The sequence below is a fragment of the Streptomyces sp. NPDC018947 genome, assembly GCF_044390505.1.
Taxonomy (GTDB): Bacteria; Actinomycetota; Actinomycetes; order Streptomycetales; family Streptomycetaceae; genus Streptomyces.
This window is the reverse complement of the sequence record NZ_JBIRZD010000012.1, coordinates 198631-216786: the sequence shown is the minus strand read 5'-3', so window position 1 is coordinate 216786 and position 18156 is coordinate 198631. Positions and strand designations below refer to the sequence as shown.

The window sequence follows — 18156 nt, the reverse complement described above, 5'->3', positions numbered from 1 at the left end:
GTTTACCCGACCCGCCACCGGGTCACCCGCCGATGACGGCGAGTGCCTCCGAAGGAGTACGTGATGACGCTGATGGCCGACCGCGGCCCGCGACCGACCGTGACCGCGGCACGCCCCACCGGACGCCGCTGATGCCGGCCGGCACGGCGGACGGCACCACGGACCTCGCCGGGTACGCGGTCGACGCGGTCGACGTGCACGCCTTCGAGGTCCCCACCGACGGCCCGGACGGCACGGAGCAGGACGGCACCCTCGACTGGGACTCCACGACCCTGGTACTGGTCCGGGTGCACGCCGCCGGCAGGACCGGGCTGGGCTACACCTACGGCGACACCTCGGTCGCCTCCTTCGCGCAGTCCCTGCTCGCGCCGGTGATCCGCGGTGCTTGCGTCGCCTCGCCGCCCGCGCTGTGGGAGCGGATGGGGGCGCGGATCCGCAACGCCGGCCGCCCCGGCGCCGGGGCCATGGCCCTGTCCGCCGTGGACGTGGCGCTGTGGGACCTCAAGGCCCGGCTGCTGGACCTCCCCCTGGTCCACCTCCTGCCGGCCGTGCACGACCGCGTCCCCGTCTACGGCAGCGGCGGCTTCACCAACTACCCCCTGGACCGCCTCACCGGCCAGCTCACCGGCTGGGTGGAGCAGGGCATCCCCAGGGTCAAGCTGAAGACGTCGCGGGACCCCGGCGCCGACCCGCGCCGGCTGACCGCCGTACGCCGGGCGCTCGGCGACGGGCCGGAGCTGTTCACCGACGCCAACGGGGCGCTCGGCCGCAAGGAGGCGCTGTACTGGGCGCACAGGTTCCACGAGGAGTGGGACGTGCGCTGGTTCGAGGAGCCCGTCACCTCCGCCGACCTCGAGGGCCTGCGCCTGCTGCGCGACCGGGGCCCGGCCCGCCTGGAGATCGCCGCGGGGGAGTACGCCTTCACGGCCCAGGACTTCGTCAACCTCGTCGACGGCCCCGCGGTGGACTGCCTCCAGGCCGACGTCACCCGCTGCGGCGGCATCACGGGGGTGCTGGAGGTCGCCGGTCTGGCGGCCGCCCACCACCTCGACCTGTCCGCCCACTGCGCCCCGGCGCTCTCCGCCCACGCCTTCTGCGCCGTACGCGGGCTGCGGCACCTGGAGTACTTCCACGACCACGTGCGCGTCGAGCACCTGCTCTTCGACGGCACCCCGACGCCGGCCGGCGGGGCCCTGCGGCCCGACACCGGCCGGCCGGGTCTCGGGCTCGACGTCAGGTGGGCCGACGCCGAGCCCTTCCGGGTGCACGGGACGCGCCCGTCCTGACCGGGCGGCCCCGTGCCGGGCTCAGGGGTCCATCCGCTGCCGCTGGCGAAGCTGCTCGTTGTGCCAGGCGATGGCACGGCGGATCTGCGGCTCCTGCAGTCCGGTCCGGCAGGCGAGCTGCTCCACGGAGAGCGCCGGGGGGCCCTTGCTCAGTGCCCGGGTCAGCTTCGCCGCCCAGAGCTCCTCGTCCACGAACGGCCGGTCCTGATAGCCCTCCTTGACCACGTCGAAGTGGTCGTCGCAGCACGCGGTGATGAGCCGCAGCCCGTCGAACCATTCGTTGGTGGCATGCGCCGCGGAGGAGTCCGGCACGTAGCCGCGCACGGCCTCGTCCTTCGGGAAGACCTTCGCGCACAGATCGCACAGCTCCATGGGCACGGCCCGCGCGGCCCGGCGTCCCTTCCTGCGCTTACGGTTCCACATCGCGCCTCCCGGAATCACCGTCCAGCAGCGTCGACGCCGAGTGCCGTGTGGGGGGCCGGCGTCCGGAATTCCGGAGTTACCCGATGGGATCGGGACAAACGCCCCGCACGCCGCCCCGGGGCTCAGGGCAGGCCGCCCCGTTCGCAGACCTGGCGGGCGACGTCGCGGAGCTTGACGTTGTGGTCCTGCGAGTAGCGGCGCAGCGCGGCGAAGGCCTGGTCCTCGGTGAGCCGGTGGCTGCCCATGAGGATGCCCATGGCCTCGCCGACGATGTGCCGGGTGCCGATGGCCTCCTCGAGCTGGGCCTGGGTGCGGGCACTGGAGAAGGCGACCGCGGCATGGGAGGCCAGCAGCCAGCCGGCGGTCTCGCTGGCCTCGGTGAACGCGCCGGGCCGGCGGGAGTAGAAGTTCAGCGCACCGAGGTCCTCGTCCTCGGTGAACAGCAGGATGCCCATCATGCTGCCCAGGCCCAGCGCGCGGGCCTCGGGCACGTACCGGGGCCAGCGCCGCGCCTCGGCGGTGAAATCGGCGATCCGGAACTGTCGCGCCCCCTCGGAGGTGCGCGCGGCGTCGAAGCACGGGCCTTCCCCGACGCGCTCCTGGAGCCGGTCGCTGTCGACCACGAGCTGCTCGGTGGGGGCCAGGGACTGCACCCGCCTGCCGCGCAGGACCAGGATGCCGGCGGCGTCGCAGCCCTCGACCAGCTCGGTGGCCGAGGAGGTGATCCGCTTCAGGGTGTCGTTGACGGACTCCTGGGCCAGCAGGTCCCGTGCCAGCGAGGCCATCTCCTGGGCGAATAGGCGCCAGTCCATCCGTTCCTCCCGCTCTCCCGATCACTCCTAGGAGTTCCCCGGGGCGTACGGGGACAAAAGCGACCGGTGTCCGCTCAGGCGCCGCCGGGACGGAGCCGGTCGGCGGCCTCGGGCGGCTGGACGCGCATTCCGGGCCGGCGCCGGTGGACCGTCAGGTACGTCACCCCGCCGGGCCCCGCTACCACCGCGCGGGTGGAACCGTGCGGCAGCCAGGTCAGGATCCCCGCGCGCAGCACGAGCTCGTCGTCGGTGCGGACCAGGGTGGCCGAGCCGTCCAGGACCAGCAGCAGGACGTCCAGGTCGGGCTCGGTGTGCGTGCCGACCCGCCCGCCGGCGGGGACGCGGACGACATTGGCGTCGAGCTGCCGCCCCGCCTCGGCCAGCCGCCACAGGGCGCCGGCCGGCGCGTCGCCGCCGAGGGCCAGGAGTTCCGCGGTGTCGCACAGGACCCGGGGGAGGGGAGCCTCGGGGGCGGGGCCGGGAGGGCCGCCGTGTTCCGCTGTCATCAGATGTCACCGTCCGCCGTGTCCGACCGGGCCCGGCGGCCGCCCTGTCGGCCGGCCGCCCGGCTGCGGACCGCGGGTGACGCACTCCACAGGGCCACAGCCGCAAGTAAAGGGGAATCTAACATGCGTATTTGCTAGTGTCCCGGGTTGTGCGGCTGACGAAGTTCACCGACCTGGCGCTGCGTTGCGTGATGCGCCTGGCGGTCGTGAAGGACGGCGACGACCCCCTCGCCACGCGCGAGGTGGCCGAGGCCATCGGTGTGCCGTACACGCACGCGGCCAAGGCCGTTACCCGCCTGCAGCACCTCGGTGTGGTGGAGGCGCGGCGCGGCCGCGGCGGCGGGCTGACGCTGACCGGCCTGGGGCGCGGAGCCTCGGTGGGCTGGCTGGTGCGCGAACTGGAGGGCGACGGCGAGGTCGTCGCCTGCGAGGGCGAGACACCGTGCCCGCTGCGGGGCGCCTGCCGGCTGCGGGGCGCGCTGCGCGCCGCCCAGGAGGCGTTCTACAGCGCGCTCGACCCGCTGACCGTCGCCGACCTGGTGGCCTCGCCGACCGGCCCGGTCCTGATCGGCCTGACGCCCCGCCCGCCCGGCTGACCGGTGGACGGGCCGTCGGGTGCCGGCCTGTGACTCAAAACACGAAACTCATCTACCAATTAAAAGGAGTCGCTGTGCTCTCCGAACAGTCAGTCCCCGTGGTCCGGGCCACCCTCCCGGCGGTCGGAGCGGCCATCGGTGACATCACCGAGCTGTTCTACCGCAAGCTCTTCGAGGCCCACCCGGAACTGCTGCGGGACCTGTTCAACCGGGGCAACCAGGCCAACGGCGAGCAGCAGAAGGCACTGGCGGGATCCATCGCGGCGTTCGCCGGCATGCTCCTGGAGCGGCCCGATGCCCGGCCCGACGCGATGCTGTCCCGGATAGCGCACAAGCACGCCTCCCTCGGCATCACCTCCGACCAGTACAAGATCGTCCACCATCACCTGTTCGCGGCCATCGCGGAGGTCCTCGGCGACGCCGTCACTCCGGAGGTCGCCGCCGCCTGGGACGAGGTCTACTGGCTGATGGCCAACGCCCTCATCGCCGTCGAGGCCCGCCTCTACGAGGAGGCCGGGGTCGCCGAGGGGCAGATCTGGCGCCGCATGGAGATCGTGGAACGCCGCGAGGAGAGCCCCGACGCGGTCTCCTTCGTGCTGCGTCCCGCGGACGACCGCCCCGTACGGCCGTTCCGCCCGGGCCAGTACGTCAGCGTGCAGTCGGAACTGCCCGACGGCTCCCGGCAGATCCGCCAGTACAGCCTGTCCTCCGCCCCCGGCCGCTCCGACCGGCGCATCACCGTCAAGCGCGTCCAGGCCGGCGGGCAGCCGGACGGCGAGGTCTCGTCCTGGCTCCACGCCACCGCGAACCAGGGCGACGTGCTCACCGTCTCCGAGCCGTTCGGCGACCTGGCCCTGGCCGACGGCGACGGCCCGCTGCTGCTGGCCTCGGCCGGGATCGGCGTCACCCCCGTGCTGGCCATGCTGGACCACCTGGCCGCCACCGGCTCCCGCCGCCCGGTCACCGTCGTCCACGCCGACCGCACCCCCGCCGACCACGCCCACCGGCAGGAGCAGTCCGAGCTGGCCGCCGCCCTCCCGGACGCCCGGCTGCACCTCTGGTACGAGGAGCCCGGCGACGAGGCTCCCCGGGCGTCGACGGGACGCGTCGACATCGACAGCCTGGACCTGCCCGACGGACTGACCGTCTACCTGTGCGGTCCGGTGCCGTTCATGCGCGCCGTCCGCGGCGACCTGCTGCGCCGCGGAGTGCCCGCCGCCGACATCCACTACGAGGTCTTCGGCCCCGACCTCTGGCTCGGACAGCAGTAACCCGCGAAGAACAGGCGACGGCGCGGCACGGGACGACGCCGGTCCCGTACCGCGCCGGCCTGCGGCACCCCGTGCCGCAGGCGCCCGCGCACCTTTCCGGGCGGCGCTACGCCGCTGCGGTGAAGGCGGTGGTGATGGCGGTGTCGACCCGGGCGTGCACCACCAGACGCGGACCGGCCGACGAGTCGGCGTTGTTCTCCAGCAGCCGCCGGACCGGGGCGCTGTGCGTGACGACGCTCATCAGCACCCCGAGACGGGAGCACCACTGATGTGCCCGGAGCACGGCACTGACCGCGGCACCACTGGAGGCGTCCTCGGTGAGGACGATGACGACCGGAGTCGGCTGATGGGCGTCGACCAGGTTGGTGATGTGGGTGGACAGCGCCGCGCGCCCGGCGATGCCCGGATCCTGGTCCACCGTGATGACAAGGACTCCGTGTTCCAGGGTGTGGGACAGCATCGTGGTGGCCTCCGATCTGACGCCTGACGGCGAAGTGTTCTCAGTGAACGTGCCCCGGACCCGGTCCGCAATGCGCGACGACGCCACCGCGCCCCCGACGGGCCCCGCCACGGCGGCATCCGGTGCACGGCGCGGACCCGCCGGCCGGCCCCGGGGGCCGGCCGCTCCCCGCCGCGGCGCCGCGTACGATCGTCCGGTCCGTCCCCGAACCGAGGAGCCCCGACCGGTGCCCGCCCTGCTCCCCACGCCCCGAACCGGCCCCCGTCTTCTGGACGCGGAGCGCCTGGCCCGCGTGGAGGACGGCGAACGGCTGCACGCCCTGCTGTGGCGGGCCGGGCCGGGCTGGCGGATGGCCGGCAGCGCCGTGCTCGGCGGCGGGATCGCCGACTGCGCGTGGGTCCTCAACGCCCAGGTGGCACACGGCTACCGGCGCACCGACCCCGCCGCGCACCTCGCCGAACTGGCGCGCGCCGTCGGCGCGGAGGGCCGGGGCATGGGCCTGATGACCGCCGCCGACGTCCGCGACCTCGGCCGCGCACGGGACGGCGGCGCCGAAGCCGTCGTCACCGCGGGCATCTCCGTGCGCGGTTGGGCCGCCGCCCCGCCGGAGACCGTCACCGGGACACCCGGGCCGGGCACCATCAACATCGTCGCCGCCCTGCCCGTGGCGCTGAGCGACGCGGCCCTCGTCAACGCGGTCATCACGGCGACCGAGGCCAAGGTGCAGGCACTGCTCGACGCGGGGTACGACTGCTCCGGCACCCCCACCGACGCCGTGTGCGTCGCCGCCCTCGCACCCCGCCCCGGCACACGGACCCACCCCTTCGCCGGCCCCCGCTCCGAATGGGGCGCCCGCCTGGCCCGTGCCGTGCACCGCGCCGTGCTCGACGCCCTCCCCGCCCCGGCGCCCCGCTGACCCGGGGCCGCCGCCCTCAGGTCTCCCGCACCGGCAGGTACGCCTCGGCGGCCAGCCCGAACGTCCAGGCGACCCCCTCCCGGGCCTCACGGGTGGTCGGGGGCACCCGCAGCCAGTAGGTGCGGCGGCTGCCGTCCGGCTCCGGCGTGGAGTTGAGGACCTCCACCATCACCACGGGTTCGTCGCCGTCGAGTTCGATCCGCCACAGCGTCCCCGTCTCGTCCGTGTGCAGGGGCCGCGCCCCGGACTCGGACAGATAGCGGTCGTAGCCGTAGTGCTCCAGCATCACCCGGCGCAGCTCGGCGTTCTCCTCGGCACGTATCCGCTCGGGCGTCAGCGCACGCAGCTCCCCCAGGAACGCGGCGGGCACCGGCATGCCCCGCCACGCGTGGAGCGCGAACCCGTCGGGGAAGGCCAGCGCCGGGCCGTCCCCGCGGTCGAGCCGGCCCGCCTCGTCGCGGTGCAGGGCGACGGGACGTTCGCACACGACCGCGGCCCTCTCGTACGGCCACCACCACCCGGCGGACGCCGACACCGCGGCCAGGCCGTCCAGCGGGGCGCGGTCGGTGGGGAACGCCGCGAGCCACGGCGCGTCGTGCTGGCCCAGCACGGCGTCGAGCAGCACCAGACGGATCTCCGTCTCGGCGGCGGCGTCCCCGCCGGCCAGCTCCTCCACGACACCGGCCCGGACGCGGTCCACGAGCGACCGCACCGGGTCCCACAGCCGCCCGCCCGTCGCCGCCCAGTGCGCCGACCAGCCGGCCGCTCCCAGGTCGGCGTGGGCACGCGCCCGTTCGGCGGCCCAGGGCGCGGTGCGGACCGCGTCGCGGACACTGCGCCCGGCCCCGGTCAGCTCCCGCACCGTGCGCACACCCTCGCGCGGCGAGCCCGCCCACACGATGCGTTCCGGCTCGGCGAGCCCCGCCCGCCGGTAGGCCAGACGCACTCCCGCCTCCGCCGCCCTCCGGTCGGCCGGGGCGGCCGTCACGGCACGTGCCCGCCAGCGGTCCACGTCGTCGGGCCGCGTCTCCTGTCGCGTCGTCATGTCGTCCCCCCCGTCAGTCCGCGACGATCCGCACAGAGCCGGGCACGTACTCCCGCTGCCGGACCACCCGGTACCACCCCTTGGGCAGCGTGATCGCCGCGTGCTCCTCGTGCACCACCCGTCCGCCCTCGGGCAACCGCAGCAGCAACGGCCCGAACGGCCCCGGCTCCCGGACCAGTTCGCCCCGGCCCACCACCGCGTGCGCGTGTCCCGTGACCTCGCCCAGGGCCAGCACCAGTCTGCCCCGGGCGTCCCGCGGCTCCTTCGGCGCCCGCGTAACATGCGGCGGCACCGCGTCGTCCGTGACGGGCACGATCAGCACATCCCCCTGCCGGTACATGGCTCTCCCCTCTGCCGGTCCGCGCACCTCGCGCCGGCCATGGAGAGGACCGTAGGCGCGACCACTGACAACGGCCGCCCGGAGCCGCCCCGGCAGGCCCGCTGTCAGTGGCTGTTGGTAGAAATTCCCACGCACCGCACCACTGTTCCGTCACACGTCAGGATCAGCGCATGGTCATCAGCGCCCCGCTGTACGAGTTCCATCGGCTCCCCTCGTTCGACTTCCCCGAAGCCGGCCCGGAGGCGGACCTGCCGGCCGCCGACGCCGTCGCCTGGCGGATCACCGGGTTCGGTGTCCAGGACGGGGAGAGGTGGGAGGACGCCTTCGCCCGCTTCTGCTCGCGGGTGGACACGGCACGGGTACGCGCCCTGATCGTCGGGGACTGGGACGGCGCCTACCAGAGCCGCCCGGACGAGGTCGTCGGGCTCCTCGTGGCCGCCCGCGACCGGTTCCCCGCCCTGCGCGCCCTCTTCCTCGGCGACCTGACGTTCGAGCAGTGCGAGATCTCCTGGATCCAGCAGACCGACGTGACCCCGCTGCTCGACGCCTACCCCGCCCTGGAGGAGTTCGGCGTGCGCGGCGGCGACGGCCTGGACTGGAAGGTCGCCCGCCACGAAGGGCTGCGCCGGCTGGCGTTCGAGAGCGGCGGACTGCCCGCCCGCGTCGTCCGCGGCGTCGGCGCGAGCGAGCTGCCCGCCCTGGAGCACCTCGACATGTGGCTCGGCACCCCCGACTACGGCGGTGACAGCGAGGCGTCGGACGCGGCCGGCATCCTGTCCGGCACCCGGCTGCCCCGGCTGCGCCACCTGGCCCTGCGCAACAGCGAGATCCAGGACGACCTGGCGAAGGCCGTCGCCGGCGCCCCCGTCGTCGCCCGCCTGGAGGTGCTCGACCTGTCCATGGGCACCCTCGGGGACGAGGGCGCCGCGGCGCTCCTCGACGGCCAGCCCCTGACCCACCTCAAGAAGCTCGACCTGCACCACCACTACATCGGCGAGCGACTCCTGGAACGCATACGCGCCACCGTCGCCGCCGCGGGCACCGAGGTCGACCTGGACGGCGGCGACGCCGACGAGGACGAGGACGAGGACGGCACGGTCTACCGCTACGTCGCGGTGGGTGAGTGAACGATGGCCCACTCCTACCCCACGCACCTGACGTCCTTCCACGGCCTGCCCGTGCACGAGTTCCCCGCCCTCGACGAGGAGAAGGCCGCCGGCCGGCCCGCGCCCGGCTCGGTCGCCTGGCGGATCTCCTGCGCCTGGGAGGAGGACCCGTTCGACGTCCTGTGGCGCCGGTTCCACGACGAGGTGCGCACCGAGGAGGTCACCGCGCTCGTCATCGGCCCGTGGTGGCCCGACTGGGACGAGGACGGCATCGGCCCCGTGCTCGACCTGATCACCGGCGACGCCCACCGGCTGCCCCGCCTGCGCGCGGTCTTCCTCGCGGACGTCGAGTCCGAGGAGTCGGAGATCTCCTGGATCAAGCAGGGCGAGGTGACCCGCGTCCTGCGCGCCTGGCCCGGCCTGGAGGAGCTGGGGGTGCGCGGCGCGGAGGACCTGGTCGTCGAACCGCTGCGGCACGAGGCGCTGCAAACCCTGCGCATCGAGTCCGGCGGGCTGCCCCGGGACCCGGTGCGGGCCCTCGCGGCCGCCGAGTTCCCGGCCCTGCGCCACATCGAGCTGTGGCTCGGCACCAGTTGGTACGGCGGCGACTGCCGTCCCGAGGAGATCCACGCCCTCCTGGACGGCCTCAGCCACAGCCCCGACCTGCGCCACCTGGGCCTGCGCAACAGCGACATCCAGGACGACATCTGCGCGGCCGTCGCCTCCGCGCCCCTCGTCGCGGGCCTGGAGAAGCTCGACCTGAGCATGGGCGTCCTCGGCGACGAGGGTGGCGAGGCACTGCTCGGCGGCCAGCCGCTCACCCACCTCGACGCGCTCGACCTGAGCCACCACTTCATGAGCGAGCCGATGACCGAGCGGCTGCGGGAGACCTTCGCGCCGCACGGCGTGCACCTGTCGCTCGATCCCGCCCCGTACGGCGGCCGGATGCGGGAACGCTATGTCGCCGTCGGCGAGTGACACACCCCCGCGCTTCGCGGTCGTGGGCAACCCCGGCAACCGCAGGGTCACGCTGTTCACCGCGGCCGTGACCGCCGCGGGGCTGCCCGCGCCCCGCGTCGTCCCCTGGACCCGGGTGCTGCGCTGCGGCGGGGCCGTCTTCGCACCGCACGAGACCGTCCGCGTCGACTCGCCCGGCGAGGACGCCGACGCCGACCTCCTGCTGCGCGGCACGGCCGACCCCACCCGGGTCGAGGGGTCGGCCCGCTGGTACGCACGCTTCCTCGCCGCCGTGCGCGGGTTGCACGGCGGCGTCCGCCTCGACGACCCGGACGACCTGGCCGTGCTGTTCGACAAACGGCGCTGCCACACCGTCCTCGACGCGGCCGGCGTGCCGGTCCCGTTCTCACCGACCTCCGGACCGGCCCGCGCGGTCGTGCGCGGCTGGGAGGACGTACGGCACCTGATGCGCGAACACCGCATGCCCCGGCTCTTCGTGAAGATCGCCCACGGCTCCTCGGCGTCCGGTGTCCTCGCCGTCGAGACCGCGGGCGCGGGCCGCGTCCGGGCCACCACCTCCGTCGAACGCGCCCCCGACGGGCGGCTGTTCAACTCCCTCACGGCACGGCGCTACGACCGGGAGAGCGACATCGCCGCCATCGTGGACACCCTCGCGCCCGACGGGCTGCACCTGGAGCGGTGGCTGCCGAAGGCCTCGCAGCGCGGCCGCGCGGCCGACCTGCGGGTCGTCGTGGTGGACGGCCGCGCCACCCACGCCGTGGTGCGCACCAGCACCCTGCCCATGACCAACCTGCACCTCGGCGGTGCCCGCGGCGACCTGGCCGAGGCCCGGGGGGCCGTCGAGGCGGCGGGCGGGAGATGGGCCGACGTCCTCGCCGTGTGCGAACGCGCCGCGGCCTGCTTCCCCGGCACGCTGTGCGTCGGCGTCGACCTGCTCCCGCTCACCGGGTGGCGCCGCTTCGCGGTCGCCGAGGTCAACGCCTTCGGCGATCTGCTGCCCCGCCTGACCGGCCTGCCGGGCAGCGGCGCCGAGGGCCGGGACACCTACGCGGCCCAGGTCGCCGCCGTCCTGCGCCGGCACGCGGCGAAGCCCGCCACCGCCCCCGGCCACCACCAGCACAGAATGGAAATCCACCATGCCGGCGCCTGACCCGACGCCCCCGCCGCACGACGAACCCCGGCGCCGGGCCGTCCCCGTGGCACCCGACGACCCCGACATGAACGAGATCGTCGGCAGCCACGACCTGCTGCTGGTCACCCTCGACACCCTCCGCTTCGACGTCGCCGCCGAACTGGCCGCGGCCGGCCGCATCCCCCACCTCGCCCGCCACCTGCCCGGAGGACGCTGGGAGAAGCGGCACGCGCCGGGCAGCTTCACCTACGCCTCGCACCAGGCGATCTTCGCGGGCTTCCTGCCGACCCCCGCCGCGCCCGGCCCCCACCCGCGCCTGTTCGCCGCGAGGTTCGCCGGCAGCGAGACCACCGCCGGCCGCACCTGGGTCTACGACACGCCCGACCTCGTCTCGGGCCTCGCCCGCGAGGGCTACCACACCGCCTGCATCGGGGGAGTGGGCTTCTTCAACAAGCAGGGCCCGCTCGGCTCCGTGCTGCCGGACCTCTTCCACGAGTCCCACTGGGAGCCCGGGTTCGGCGTCGCCTCACCCACGTCCTTCGAGGAGCAGGTCGCCCGCGCCGAGGACCTGGTGCGCGGACTGCCCGCCGAACGGAAGCTGTTCCTCTTCGTCAACGTCTCCGCGCTGCACCAGCCGAACTGGTTCCACCTGCCCGGCGCCACCCGCGAGGCCGGCGACACCCGCGCGAGCCACGCCGCCGCCCTGGAGTACGTCGACCGGCACATCGGCCGCCTGTTCGCCGCCGCGAGCAGCAGACGCCCCTGCTTCGCCATCGTCTGTTCCGACCACGGCACCGCCTACGGCGACGACGGCTACACCGGACACCGCCTCGGCCACGAGTCCGTGTGGACCGTGCCCTACGCGCACTTCACGCTCGACCGCACCGCGCCCGGAGCCGCCCGATGACCACCGCCCCCACCGCGAGCCCCCTCACGGACGACGGGTACGGCCCGGCCGGCCCGTACCAGAGCTACGTCTACGCCTACCCCCACAAGACCGCCTACCGGCGCCTTCCCGACCGGCCGGCGCTGCGCGAGCTGTGGGCGGCGGAACCCAAGGACGCTCTCTCCCTCTACCTGCACATCCCTTTCTGCGAAGTGCGCTGCGGCTTCTGCAACCTCTTCACCCGCATCGGCGCGCCGGACGGACTGACCGGCGCCTACCTCGACGCCCTCGACCGCCAGGCCGGCGCGGTCCGCGACGCGCTCGGCGACACGGACACCGTCCGCTTCGCCACCGCGGCCTTCGGCGGCGGCACCCCCACCTTCCTCACCGCCGCCGAACTCGACCGGCTCTGCGACATCGCCGAACACCGCATGGGCGCCGACCTGCGCGCCGTCCCCCTCTCCGTGGAGGCCTCGCCCGCCACGGCCACCGCCGACCGGCTGGAGGTGCTCGCCGCCCGCGGCACCACCCGGCTCAGCCTCGGCGTGCAGAGCTTCGACGACACCGAGGCCCGGGCCGCCGTACGCCCCCAGCGCCGCGCCGACGTCGAGGCCGCCCTCGGCCGGATCCGGGACGCGCGCGTCCCCGTCCTCAACGTCGACCTCATCTACGGCATCGACGGGCAGACCGACGCGAGCTGGCTGCGCTCCCTGGACGCGGCCCTCGCCTGGCGGCCCGAGGAGCTCTACCTCTACCCGCTCTACATCCGCCCCCTGACCGGCCTCGGCCGCCGGACCCACGCCCCGGACCCCGCCTGGGACGCCCTGCGCCTGCGCCTGTACCGCCTCGGCCGCGACCACCTCCTCGCCCACGGGTACGAGCAGCGGTCGATGCGGATGTTCCGCCGCGCCGACGCCCCGCCCGAGGGCGCGGACGACTACGCCTGCCAGAGCGACGGCATGATCGGACTCGGCTGCGGCGCCCGCTCCTACACCGCACGGCTGCACTACTCCTTCGACTACGCCGTGGGCATGCACCGGATCCGCTCGATCATCGACGACTACGTCGCCCGCCCCGCCGAGGACTTCGCGTACGCCGAGTACGGCCGCCGCATGGACGCCGACGAGTCCCGGCGCCGCCACCTCCTGCAGTCCCTTCTCCAGGCCGACGGCCTCGACGTGGCCGGCTACCGGGCCCGCTTCGGCAGCGCGCCCGAGGAGGACTTCCGCGCCGAACTGGGCCGCTTCGCCGACCGGGACTGGCTGACGGACGACGGGACCACCCTGCGCCTGACCCCCGAGGGCCTGGCCCACTCCGACGCCGTCGGCCCCGCGCTGTTCTCCCCGGCGGTGCGGTCCGCCATGGCCGCCTACGAACGGAAGTGACCGCCCGCCATGGACCTCACCCTCCTGTACCGCGGCCCCCTCGCCTCGTGCGACTACGACTGCCCCTACTGCCCGTTCGCCAAGAGGCGCGACAGCCGGGAGCAACTGCGCGCGGACCGGGACGCGCTGGAACGATTCGCCGGCTGGGCCGCCCGGCAGACCGCGGACCGGCTCTCCCTGCTGTTCACCCCCTGGGGCGAGGGCCTGGTGCGCTCCTGGTACCGGCGCACCCTCGCCGAGCTGTCCCACCTGCCGCACATCCGCCGCGTCGCGATCCAGACCAACCTCAGTTGCCGCACCGACTGGCTGGCCGACGCCGACCCCCGCACCCTCGCCCTGTGGTGCACCTACCACCCGGGGCAGACGCCCTACGACCGCTTCCTCGCCAAGTGCCGCGACCTCGCGGCCCGCGGCGTGCGCTTCAGCGTCGGCGTCGTGGGCCTGCCCGAACACCTCGAAGCGGCCCGCAGGCTGCGCGCCGAACTGCCCGGGCACGTCTACCTGTGGGTCAACGCGGCCGAGGGACACGCCTACGACGACGCGGAGGCGGCCCTGTGGACCGCCCTCGACCCGCTCTTCCCCTACAGCCGGCACCCGCACGCCAGCGCCGGACTGCCCTGCCGCACGGGCGAGTCGGTCGTCTCGGTCGACGGCGAGGGAACCGTCCGCCGCTGCCACTTCGTCCGCGCCGAACTCGGCAACCTCTACGACGGTTCCTACCGCACGGCCCTGCGCCCCCGCCCCTGCCCGCTCGCCGTGTGCGACTGCCACATCGGCTACGTCCACCTGGAGACACTTCCCCTGTACGACGTGTTCGCGGGCGGTGTGCTGGAACGCGTCCCGGCGGCGCCCGTCGCCGCGCCGTCCCTCCCCTGAACGGACCGGCCGGGCACACGTGCGCGGGGACGGTCCGTCCGGACCGTCCCCGCCACGTCGTGCGAAGTGCCGCTCAGCGCGCGGCGCTCTTCTCCAGCGCCTTGTCCAGGGCGGCCGCGAAGCCGTACGCCCAGAGCTGGTTCACCCGGCTGCGCTCGGTGGCGTTGGGGTAGGCGTTGGTGCAGGACGGGCCGGGGCCGCCGCCCGACATCAGCTCGCTGCACGGCCCCGAGTAGTGGTCGGGCAGACCCAGCACGTGCCCCGTCTCGTGCGCGGTCACACGGGTGGAGTCGTACTGCCGGTTCTGCGTGTAGTCGAGGAAGATGTAGCCGTTGCCGTGGCCGTCCGTGGAGGCGTACGAGCCGCGCGAGTCGTTGCCCTCGTAGTACGCGAAGTCGGCGCCGGAACTGCTCTCCGCGAGGCGTACGTTGGTCACCGAGCTGTTCCAGATCTGGGCGCTGCGCGATATCTGGGTGCGGAAGCTGGGCGCGTTCCTTGCGCTGTAGTAGACGGTGACGGCGGCCGTCGAGGACGGGTTCGCGGCCCGCTTCTCGGCGACGGACTTGACGACCGCCTCGAAGAACGCACGGTTGGCGCGGGCGTCCTCGCCGGAGCCGGCCGACGGCTCGTAGCCGACGTGCGCCGCGGGGACCGGGGCCTGGGGCTGGGGCGCGGCGGCCGTGGCGGCCGGGCCGGTGCCGAGCACGGCGGCGCTCAGGCCGAGACCGACCGCGGTGGACAGCAGGGGCAGGGTGATACGCATCGATGACTCCTCGTGTGGGGGAGTGGGGGCGAAGTCGTCATCGGTGAGTGTGGGGCGCCCGTGTGCCCGCTGTGATGATGGCAACCGGTGATAGGTCCGGGCTATCACCCCGCGGTGCCGCGGAACTCGCCCTGTTCCGCAGCGATTTGTTCACCTGGCGCAGGCGGACCGTTCCGCTCTACGCTCCCTGCATGGAGCTCGAGGTGAGGCACCTTCGCGCACTGTGCGCCATCGCCGACGCCGGCAGCCTGCACCAGGCGGCGCGCCGACTGGGCGTCGCGCAGCCCACGTTGAGCACCCAGCTCACCCGCATCGAACAGGCCCTGGGCGGGCGGCTGTTCGTCCGGGAGCGCACCGGCTGCCGCCCCACCCCCCTCGGCCGCACGGTCCTCGGCCGGGCCCGCCCGCTGCTCGCCGACATGCGCACCCTGGTCCGCGAGGCACGTGCCGCGGCGGTCGGCCAGGACAGCAGGGTGCGCGTCGGTTCCACCGCGAGCCGGGCCCTCGCCGGCTGGCTGCGCCGGCTCAGACGCCCCGGCCTGGAACCGACGCTCCAGATGGACGTCTCCGCCAACGCCCTGCTGCGCAGGGTCTGCGACGGCCAGCTCGACGTCGCCTTCGTGCACGAGGTCGAGGGCTGCCCGCTGCGCGTCCCCGAGGGTCTGCGGCTGCGGGTCCTGGTCGAGCGGGAACCGCAGTTCGTCCTGCTGCCCGCCGACCACCCGGCGGCCGCCCGCCCCGTCGTCCACCTGACCGACCTCGCCGAGGACCGGTGGATGGTCGACCCCACCGTCGACGGCGAGTGGGACGGCGTCCACCGGATGCTGCGCGCGGTCGGCCTCGATCCCCGTGTCCTGCACGGTGACTACCACACCGCCGCTTCCCTCGTCGCCACCGGCGAAGCGGTCACCGTCTGCCAGCCCAGCTCCCGGTCCCGCCCCGACATGGCGGTACGCCGCCTGCACGGCGACCCCCTCGGCGTACGGCTGCTGCTGGCCGCGCGCACCCGTGCCGAACTGGACGCGGTCTTCCCCGCGCTGGAGGAGGCCTACTGGGAGGCGGCCCGTCAGTCCCGCGCCTACCGCGAGTGGCTGGAGGCCCCCCGGCCGCACCCCCTCGCCCCCTGCGCTCCGGTGACCGGCGCGGAGACCGGCCGGGCGGACTTCGTACCGGTCCGCTGAATCGATCAATCCGCCCATTCAGGTGGTTCTGACCCCTAACCGGTATGACAATAGGGCCATACGGTTACGGACAGGGGCATGAGCTCTGCGCGACGACTACCCCCGCTGCGTTCGCTGGCCGTGATGTGTGTCCTGGGCAGTTCCGCCCTGCTGATGACGGCCTGCACCAACGCCGATACGACCCGCTCGAGTGTCGCCGAGGCGGCACCCACCGCTTACCCCTCGGGTTCCGCTTCCCCCTCCGCCTCCCCGTCCTCCGCCTCACCCTCGGCCTCGATGAACCAGGACAGGACCGAGCGCAAGGCGCTGGTCTCGATGGCCAAGGTGACCTGGGACAAGGCCGCCGACACCGCCGTCAAGGAGGTCTCCGGCGGCAAGCTCGTGGACCTGGAACTGAAGCAGACCTCGGACGAGGCGACCGCGACCGCGGGCTCCCCCAGCCCGAGCACCCCGAACCCCGCGCCCAGCAAGGGCTCCCCCGAGTGGGAGGCCAAGGTCGCCACCTCCGACGGCACCGTCCACCGCATCGACATCGACGCGGTCAGCGGCAAGGTCTTCCGCACCCAGGAGGAGCCCGACCAGAGTGCCGACGACAAGCAGGAGGTCGCCGGCATGCTGAGCAAGGCCACGCAGACCCCGCAGCAGGCGGTGAAGGCGGCCACGGCCGAGACCAAGGGCACCGTCACCGGCGTCGAACTCGACCAGAACGACAACCAGCAGGTCACCTGGGCCGTCGACGTCGTGTCCACTGACACCTGGGACAAGACGACCGTCGACGTCGACGCCACGAACGGCAAGATCCTCGGCCGGCACGTCGACAGCGACTGAGCGCCGGGACGGCAAGCACACCGGGAGCAGCGGGCCGCGACGCCCGACTGCTCCCGTTCCCTGTGCCGGCGAGGCGCGTCAGACGGCGGGCTCCACCGCCTCGGCCGCCGCGCCCCGGGCCCGGCCCGGCAGGGTCAGCACGGCCAGGAAGCCGCAGACCGCGACGGCGGCGAAGAAGTAGAAGCCCCACGGGTGACCGATCCCCGAGGAGACCAGCGCGCCGGTGATCGACGGGCCGACGATCGAACCGAGCCGGCCGATGCCGGACGCCGAACCGAGCGCCGTGCCGCGCACGGAGGCCGGGTAGTAGTTCGTCACGTAGGCGTAGACGAGCACCTGCGCGGAGAAGACGAACACCCCGGTGAGGAAGACGACCGTGTTGAGCAGCAGGTCGCTGTCCATCCTGACGCTCAGACAGGCCAGCATGACCACCGACACCGCGAACCAGCCCATCGTGGTGACCTTGATGCCCCGCCGGTCGGCGACCCACCCGCCGAGGACGAGACCGACGACACCGCCGGCGTTGAGCACGAGAAGCTGGGTGACGGCCGTGGGGACGGGGTAGCCGGCGTCGTTCATCAGCTTCGGCAGCCAGGTGTTGAGGCCGTAGACCAGCAGCAGGCCCATGAACGACGCGACCCAGATGCCGACGCCCGCGCGCAGGTACGCCGGCTTCAGCAGCTCGGTGAACGGCACCCGCTCGGCACCGTCGCGCCTGGCCTGCACGAACGCCTCGGACTCGGGCAACTTGAACCACTGGACGCCCGCGACGAAGAGGCCGACGACGCCGAGGACGTAGAAGAGGATCTCCCAGTCGTCGGTGACCTGGAGGGCCAGCAGCGACGTGATCACGGCACCGGTGTGGTAGCCGGTCATCGTCAGCGTGCTGGCCCGTGCCCGGCGGCTGGCCGGCATGTGCTCGGCCATCATCGTGAGCGACACCGGCATACAGGCGCCGAGGCCCAGTCCGGCGGCCAGGCGCAGCGCGGCGAACATGGCCACGGAGTCCGCCAGCGGCACCACGATGGTGAAGACCGAGAAGACCACCACCGAGCCGATGAGCAGTCGGCGGCGGCCCAGCCGGTCGGCGAGCGGGCCGACGCAGACCGCGCCGATGGCCACGCCCACGAGGGAGAGCGTCGCGACGGTCGTCGCGTCACCCGCGGTCATGCCGAGGTGATGGGTCTTGAGCAGGGTGGGGATGATGGCGCCGAGGACGACGAGGTCGTACCCCTCGAGCAGGACGGTGATCCAGCACAGGAGCACGGTCCATCTGCTGTTTCCGGTGGTGCCGGTGCGGGCCGGCGCGTGGGACGTGGCGGCGGAGGCCATGTGGCATTTCCCCCAGGGAACGAAAGCGGACGGG

General features: G+C 73.9%; 20 protein-coding genes. 12 read left to right on the top strand and 8 right to left on the bottom strand.

Annotated features, from left to right (window positions below; all coding sequences use genetic code 11):
* Positions 1 to 131 precede the first annotated feature (131 nt).
* Positions 132 to 1286 (top strand): enolase C-terminal domain-like protein, encoded by a 1155-nt coding sequence (locus tag ACH499_RS23370; RefSeq protein ID WP_399018073.1) that lies wholly within the window; start codon positions 132 to 134, stop codon positions 1284 to 1286.
* Between the two features lie 21 nt (positions 1287 to 1307).
* Here the strand turns inward: ACH499_RS23370 and ACH499_RS23365 are convergent, their stop codons facing one another.
* The 3 genes from ACH499_RS23365 to ACH499_RS23355 form a co-directional block, all read right to left on the bottom strand.
* Complete coding sequence (locus ACH499_RS23365; protein ID WP_365600155.1) at positions 1308 to 1709, bottom strand: hypothetical protein; 402 nt, start codon at positions 1707 to 1709, stop codon at positions 1308 to 1310.
* 122 nt (positions 1710 to 1831) lie between these two features.
* Entirely contained in the window at positions 1832 to 2521 is a 690-nt protein-coding gene (locus ACH499_RS23360; RefSeq protein ID WP_356200364.1) for a GAF and ANTAR domain-containing protein, read from the bottom strand.
* 74 nt (positions 2522 to 2595) lie between these two features.
* Positions 2596 to 3027 (bottom strand): hypothetical protein, encoded by a 432-nt coding sequence (locus tag ACH499_RS23355; RefSeq protein ID WP_356200366.1) that lies wholly within the window; start codon positions 3025 to 3027, stop codon positions 2596 to 2598.
* A gap of 149 nt (positions 3028 to 3176) precedes the next feature.
* On the opposite strand from ACH499_RS23355, the gene nsrR reads away from it, so the two are divergent.
* Together nsrR and ACH499_RS23345 are read left to right on the top strand one after the other, a co-directional pair.
* Positions 3177 to 3623 (top strand): nitric oxide-sensing transcriptional repressor NsrR, encoded by a 447-nt coding sequence (gene nsrR / locus ACH499_RS23350; RefSeq protein WP_356200368.1) that lies wholly within the window; start codon positions 3177 to 3179, stop codon positions 3621 to 3623.
* A 74-nt stretch (positions 3624 to 3697) separates the two neighbouring features.
* Positions 3698 to 4894, top strand: a complete 1197-nt coding sequence (locus tag ACH499_RS23345; protein ID WP_399018070.1) for a globin domain-containing protein — start codon at positions 3698 to 3700, stop codon at positions 4892 to 4894.
* A gap of 106 nt (positions 4895 to 5000) precedes the next feature.
* On the opposite strand, the gene ACH499_RS23340 is transcribed toward ACH499_RS23345, so the two are convergent.
* The gene (locus ACH499_RS23340) at positions 5001 to 5354 is read right to left on the bottom strand and encodes a hypothetical protein (RefSeq protein WP_399018068.1); all 354 of its coding nucleotides are present in this window, start codon (positions 5352 to 5354) and stop codon (positions 5001 to 5003) included.
* Between the two features lie 226 nt (positions 5355 to 5580).
* Here ACH499_RS23340 and ACH499_RS23335 point away from each other — a divergent pair, with 226 nt between their 5' ends.
* On the top strand, positions 5581 to 6270 hold the full coding sequence (locus ACH499_RS23335) for an adenosylcobinamide amidohydrolase (protein ID WP_399018066.1): 690 nt from the start codon (positions 5581 to 5583) through the stop codon (positions 6268 to 6270).
* 16 nt (positions 6271 to 6286) lie between these two features.
* Here ACH499_RS23335 and ACH499_RS23330 read toward each other — a convergent pair whose 3' ends face one another.
* A complete protein-coding gene (locus ACH499_RS23330) occupies positions 6287 to 7315 on the bottom strand; it encodes a DUF6745 domain-containing protein (protein ID WP_399018064.1) in 1029 nt (342 codons plus the stop codon).
* Positions 7316 to 7328: 13 nt separating this feature from the next.
* Positions 7329 to 7655: a hypothetical protein gene (locus tag ACH499_RS23325; protein ID WP_399018063.1), complete on the bottom strand. Its 327-nt coding sequence runs from the start codon at positions 7653 to 7655 to the stop codon at positions 7329 to 7331.
* Between the two features lie 170 nt (positions 7656 to 7825).
* On the opposite strand from ACH499_RS23325, the gene ACH499_RS23320 reads away from it, so the two are divergent.
* From ACH499_RS23320 to ACH499_RS23295, 6 genes are all read left to right on the top strand, one after another.
* Positions 7826 to 8782, top strand: coding sequence for an STM4015 family protein (locus ACH499_RS23320; protein ID WP_399018061.1), 957 nt, complete (start codon positions 7826 to 7828; stop codon positions 8780 to 8782).
* A gap of 3 nt (positions 8783 to 8785) precedes the next feature.
* The gene (locus tag ACH499_RS23315) at positions 8786 to 9739 is read left to right on the top strand and encodes an STM4015 family protein (RefSeq protein WP_399018059.1); all 954 of its coding nucleotides are present in this window, start codon (positions 8786 to 8788) and stop codon (positions 9737 to 9739) included.
* Complete coding sequence (locus ACH499_RS23310; protein WP_399018057.1) at positions 9720 to 10889, top strand: STM4014 family protein; 1170 nt, start codon at positions 9720 to 9722, stop codon at positions 10887 to 10889. Before ACH499_RS23315 ends, ACH499_RS23310 begins: the two co-directional genes overlap by 20 nt.
* Before the next feature lie 67 nt (positions 10890 to 10956).
* Positions 10957 to 11778 carry an STM4013/SEN3800 family hydrolase gene (locus ACH499_RS23305; RefSeq protein ID WP_356200632.1) on the top strand — a complete coding sequence of 274 codons (822 nt, stop codon included), beginning with the start codon at positions 10957 to 10959 and terminating at the stop codon, positions 11776 to 11778.
* Positions 11775 to 13142 carry an STM4012 family radical SAM protein gene (locus ACH499_RS23300; protein ID WP_399018055.1) on the top strand — a complete coding sequence of 456 codons (1368 nt, stop codon included), beginning with the start codon at positions 11775 to 11777 and terminating at the stop codon, positions 13140 to 13142. The genes ACH499_RS23305 and ACH499_RS23300 overlap by 4 nt, the downstream gene beginning before the upstream one ends.
* 9 nt (positions 13143 to 13151) lie before the next feature.
* On the top strand, positions 13152 to 14018 hold the full coding sequence (locus tag ACH499_RS23295) for an STM4011 family radical SAM protein (protein WP_399018053.1): 867 nt from the start codon (positions 13152 to 13154) through the stop codon (positions 14016 to 14018).
* Positions 14019 to 14091: 73 nt separating this feature from the next.
* Here ACH499_RS23295 and snpA read toward each other — a convergent pair whose 3' ends face one another.
* Complete coding sequence (gene snpA / locus ACH499_RS23290) at positions 14092 to 14781, bottom strand: snapalysin (protein WP_399018051.1); 690 nt, start codon at positions 14779 to 14781, stop codon at positions 14092 to 14094.
* 191 nt (positions 14782 to 14972) lie between these two features.
* Between snpA and ACH499_RS23285 the strand changes: the two genes are divergently transcribed.
* Both ACH499_RS23285 and ACH499_RS23280 read left to right on the top strand, forming a co-directional pair.
* Positions 14973 to 15962, top strand: coding sequence for a LysR substrate-binding domain-containing protein (locus ACH499_RS23285; RefSeq protein WP_399018049.1), 990 nt, complete (start codon positions 14973 to 14975; stop codon positions 15960 to 15962).
* A gap of 78 nt (positions 15963 to 16040) precedes the next feature.
* Positions 16041 to 16790, top strand: coding sequence for a PepSY domain-containing protein (locus ACH499_RS23280; protein WP_399018046.1), 750 nt, complete (start codon positions 16041 to 16043; stop codon positions 16788 to 16790).
* A 78-nt stretch (positions 16791 to 16868) separates the two neighbouring features.
* On the opposite strand, the gene ACH499_RS23275 is transcribed toward ACH499_RS23280, so the two are convergent.
* Positions 16869 to 18122, bottom strand: coding sequence for an MFS transporter (locus ACH499_RS23275; RefSeq protein WP_399018044.1), 1254 nt, complete (start codon positions 18120 to 18122; stop codon positions 16869 to 16871).
* Positions 18123 to 18156: the final 34 nt, after the last annotated feature.

Bases quoted from the DNA above. Each gene is read 5' to 3' on its own strand.
- snpA (WP_399018051.1), bottom strand. From the start codon at position 14,781: ATGCGTATCACCCTGCCCCTGCTGTCCACCGCGGTCGGTCTCGGCCTG.
- ACH499_RS23355 (WP_356200366.1), bottom strand. From the start codon at position 3,027: ATGACAGCGGAACACGGCGGCCCTCCCGGCCCCGCCCCCGAGGCTCCC.
- ACH499_RS23360 (WP_356200364.1), bottom strand. From the start codon at position 2,521: ATGGACTGGCGCCTATTCGCCCAGGAGATGGCCTCGCTGGCACGGGAC.
- ACH499_RS23280 (WP_399018046.1), top strand. From the start codon at position 16,041: ATGAGCTCTGCGCGACGACTACCCCCGCTGCGTTCGCTGGCCGTGATG.
- ACH499_RS23310 (WP_399018057.1), top strand. From the start codon at position 9,720: ATGTCGCCGTCGGCGAGTGACACACCCCCGCGCTTCGCGGTCGTGGGC.
- ACH499_RS23330 (WP_399018064.1), bottom strand. From the start codon at position 7,315: ATGACGACGCGACAGGAGACGCGGCCCGACGACGTGGACCGCTGGCGG.
- ACH499_RS23285 (WP_399018049.1), top strand. From the start codon at position 14,973: ATGGAGCTCGAGGTGAGGCACCTTCGCGCACTGTGCGCCATCGCCGAC.
- ACH499_RS23370 (WP_399018073.1), top strand. From the start codon at position 132: ATGCCGGCCGGCACGGCGGACGGCACCACGGACCTCGCCGGGTACGCG.
- ACH499_RS23325 (WP_399018063.1), bottom strand. From the start codon at position 7,655: ATGTACCGGCAGGGGGATGTGCTGATCGTGCCCGTCACGGACGACGCG.
- ACH499_RS23340 (WP_399018068.1), bottom strand. From the start codon at position 5,354: ATGCTGTCCCACACCCTGGAACACGGAGTCCTTGTCATCACGGTGGAC.
- ACH499_RS23300 (WP_399018055.1), top strand. From the start codon at position 11,775: ATGACCACCGCCCCCACCGCGAGCCCCCTCACGGACGACGGGTACGGC.
- ACH499_RS23305 (WP_356200632.1), top strand. From the start codon at position 10,957: ATGAACGAGATCGTCGGCAGCCACGACCTGCTGCTGGTCACCCTCGAC.
- ACH499_RS23315 (WP_399018059.1), top strand. From the start codon at position 8,786: ATGGCCCACTCCTACCCCACGCACCTGACGTCCTTCCACGGCCTGCCC.
- ACH499_RS23295 (WP_399018053.1), top strand. From the start codon at position 13,152: ATGGACCTCACCCTCCTGTACCGCGGCCCCCTCGCCTCGTGCGACTAC.
- ACH499_RS23275 (WP_399018044.1), bottom strand. From the start codon at position 18,122: ATGGCCTCCGCCGCCACGTCCCACGCGCCGGCCCGCACCGGCACCACC.
- ACH499_RS23365 (WP_365600155.1), bottom strand. From the start codon at position 1,709: ATGTGGAACCGTAAGCGCAGGAAGGGACGCCGGGCCGCGCGGGCCGTG.
- ACH499_RS23320 (WP_399018061.1), top strand. From the start codon at position 7,826: ATGGTCATCAGCGCCCCGCTGTACGAGTTCCATCGGCTCCCCTCGTTC.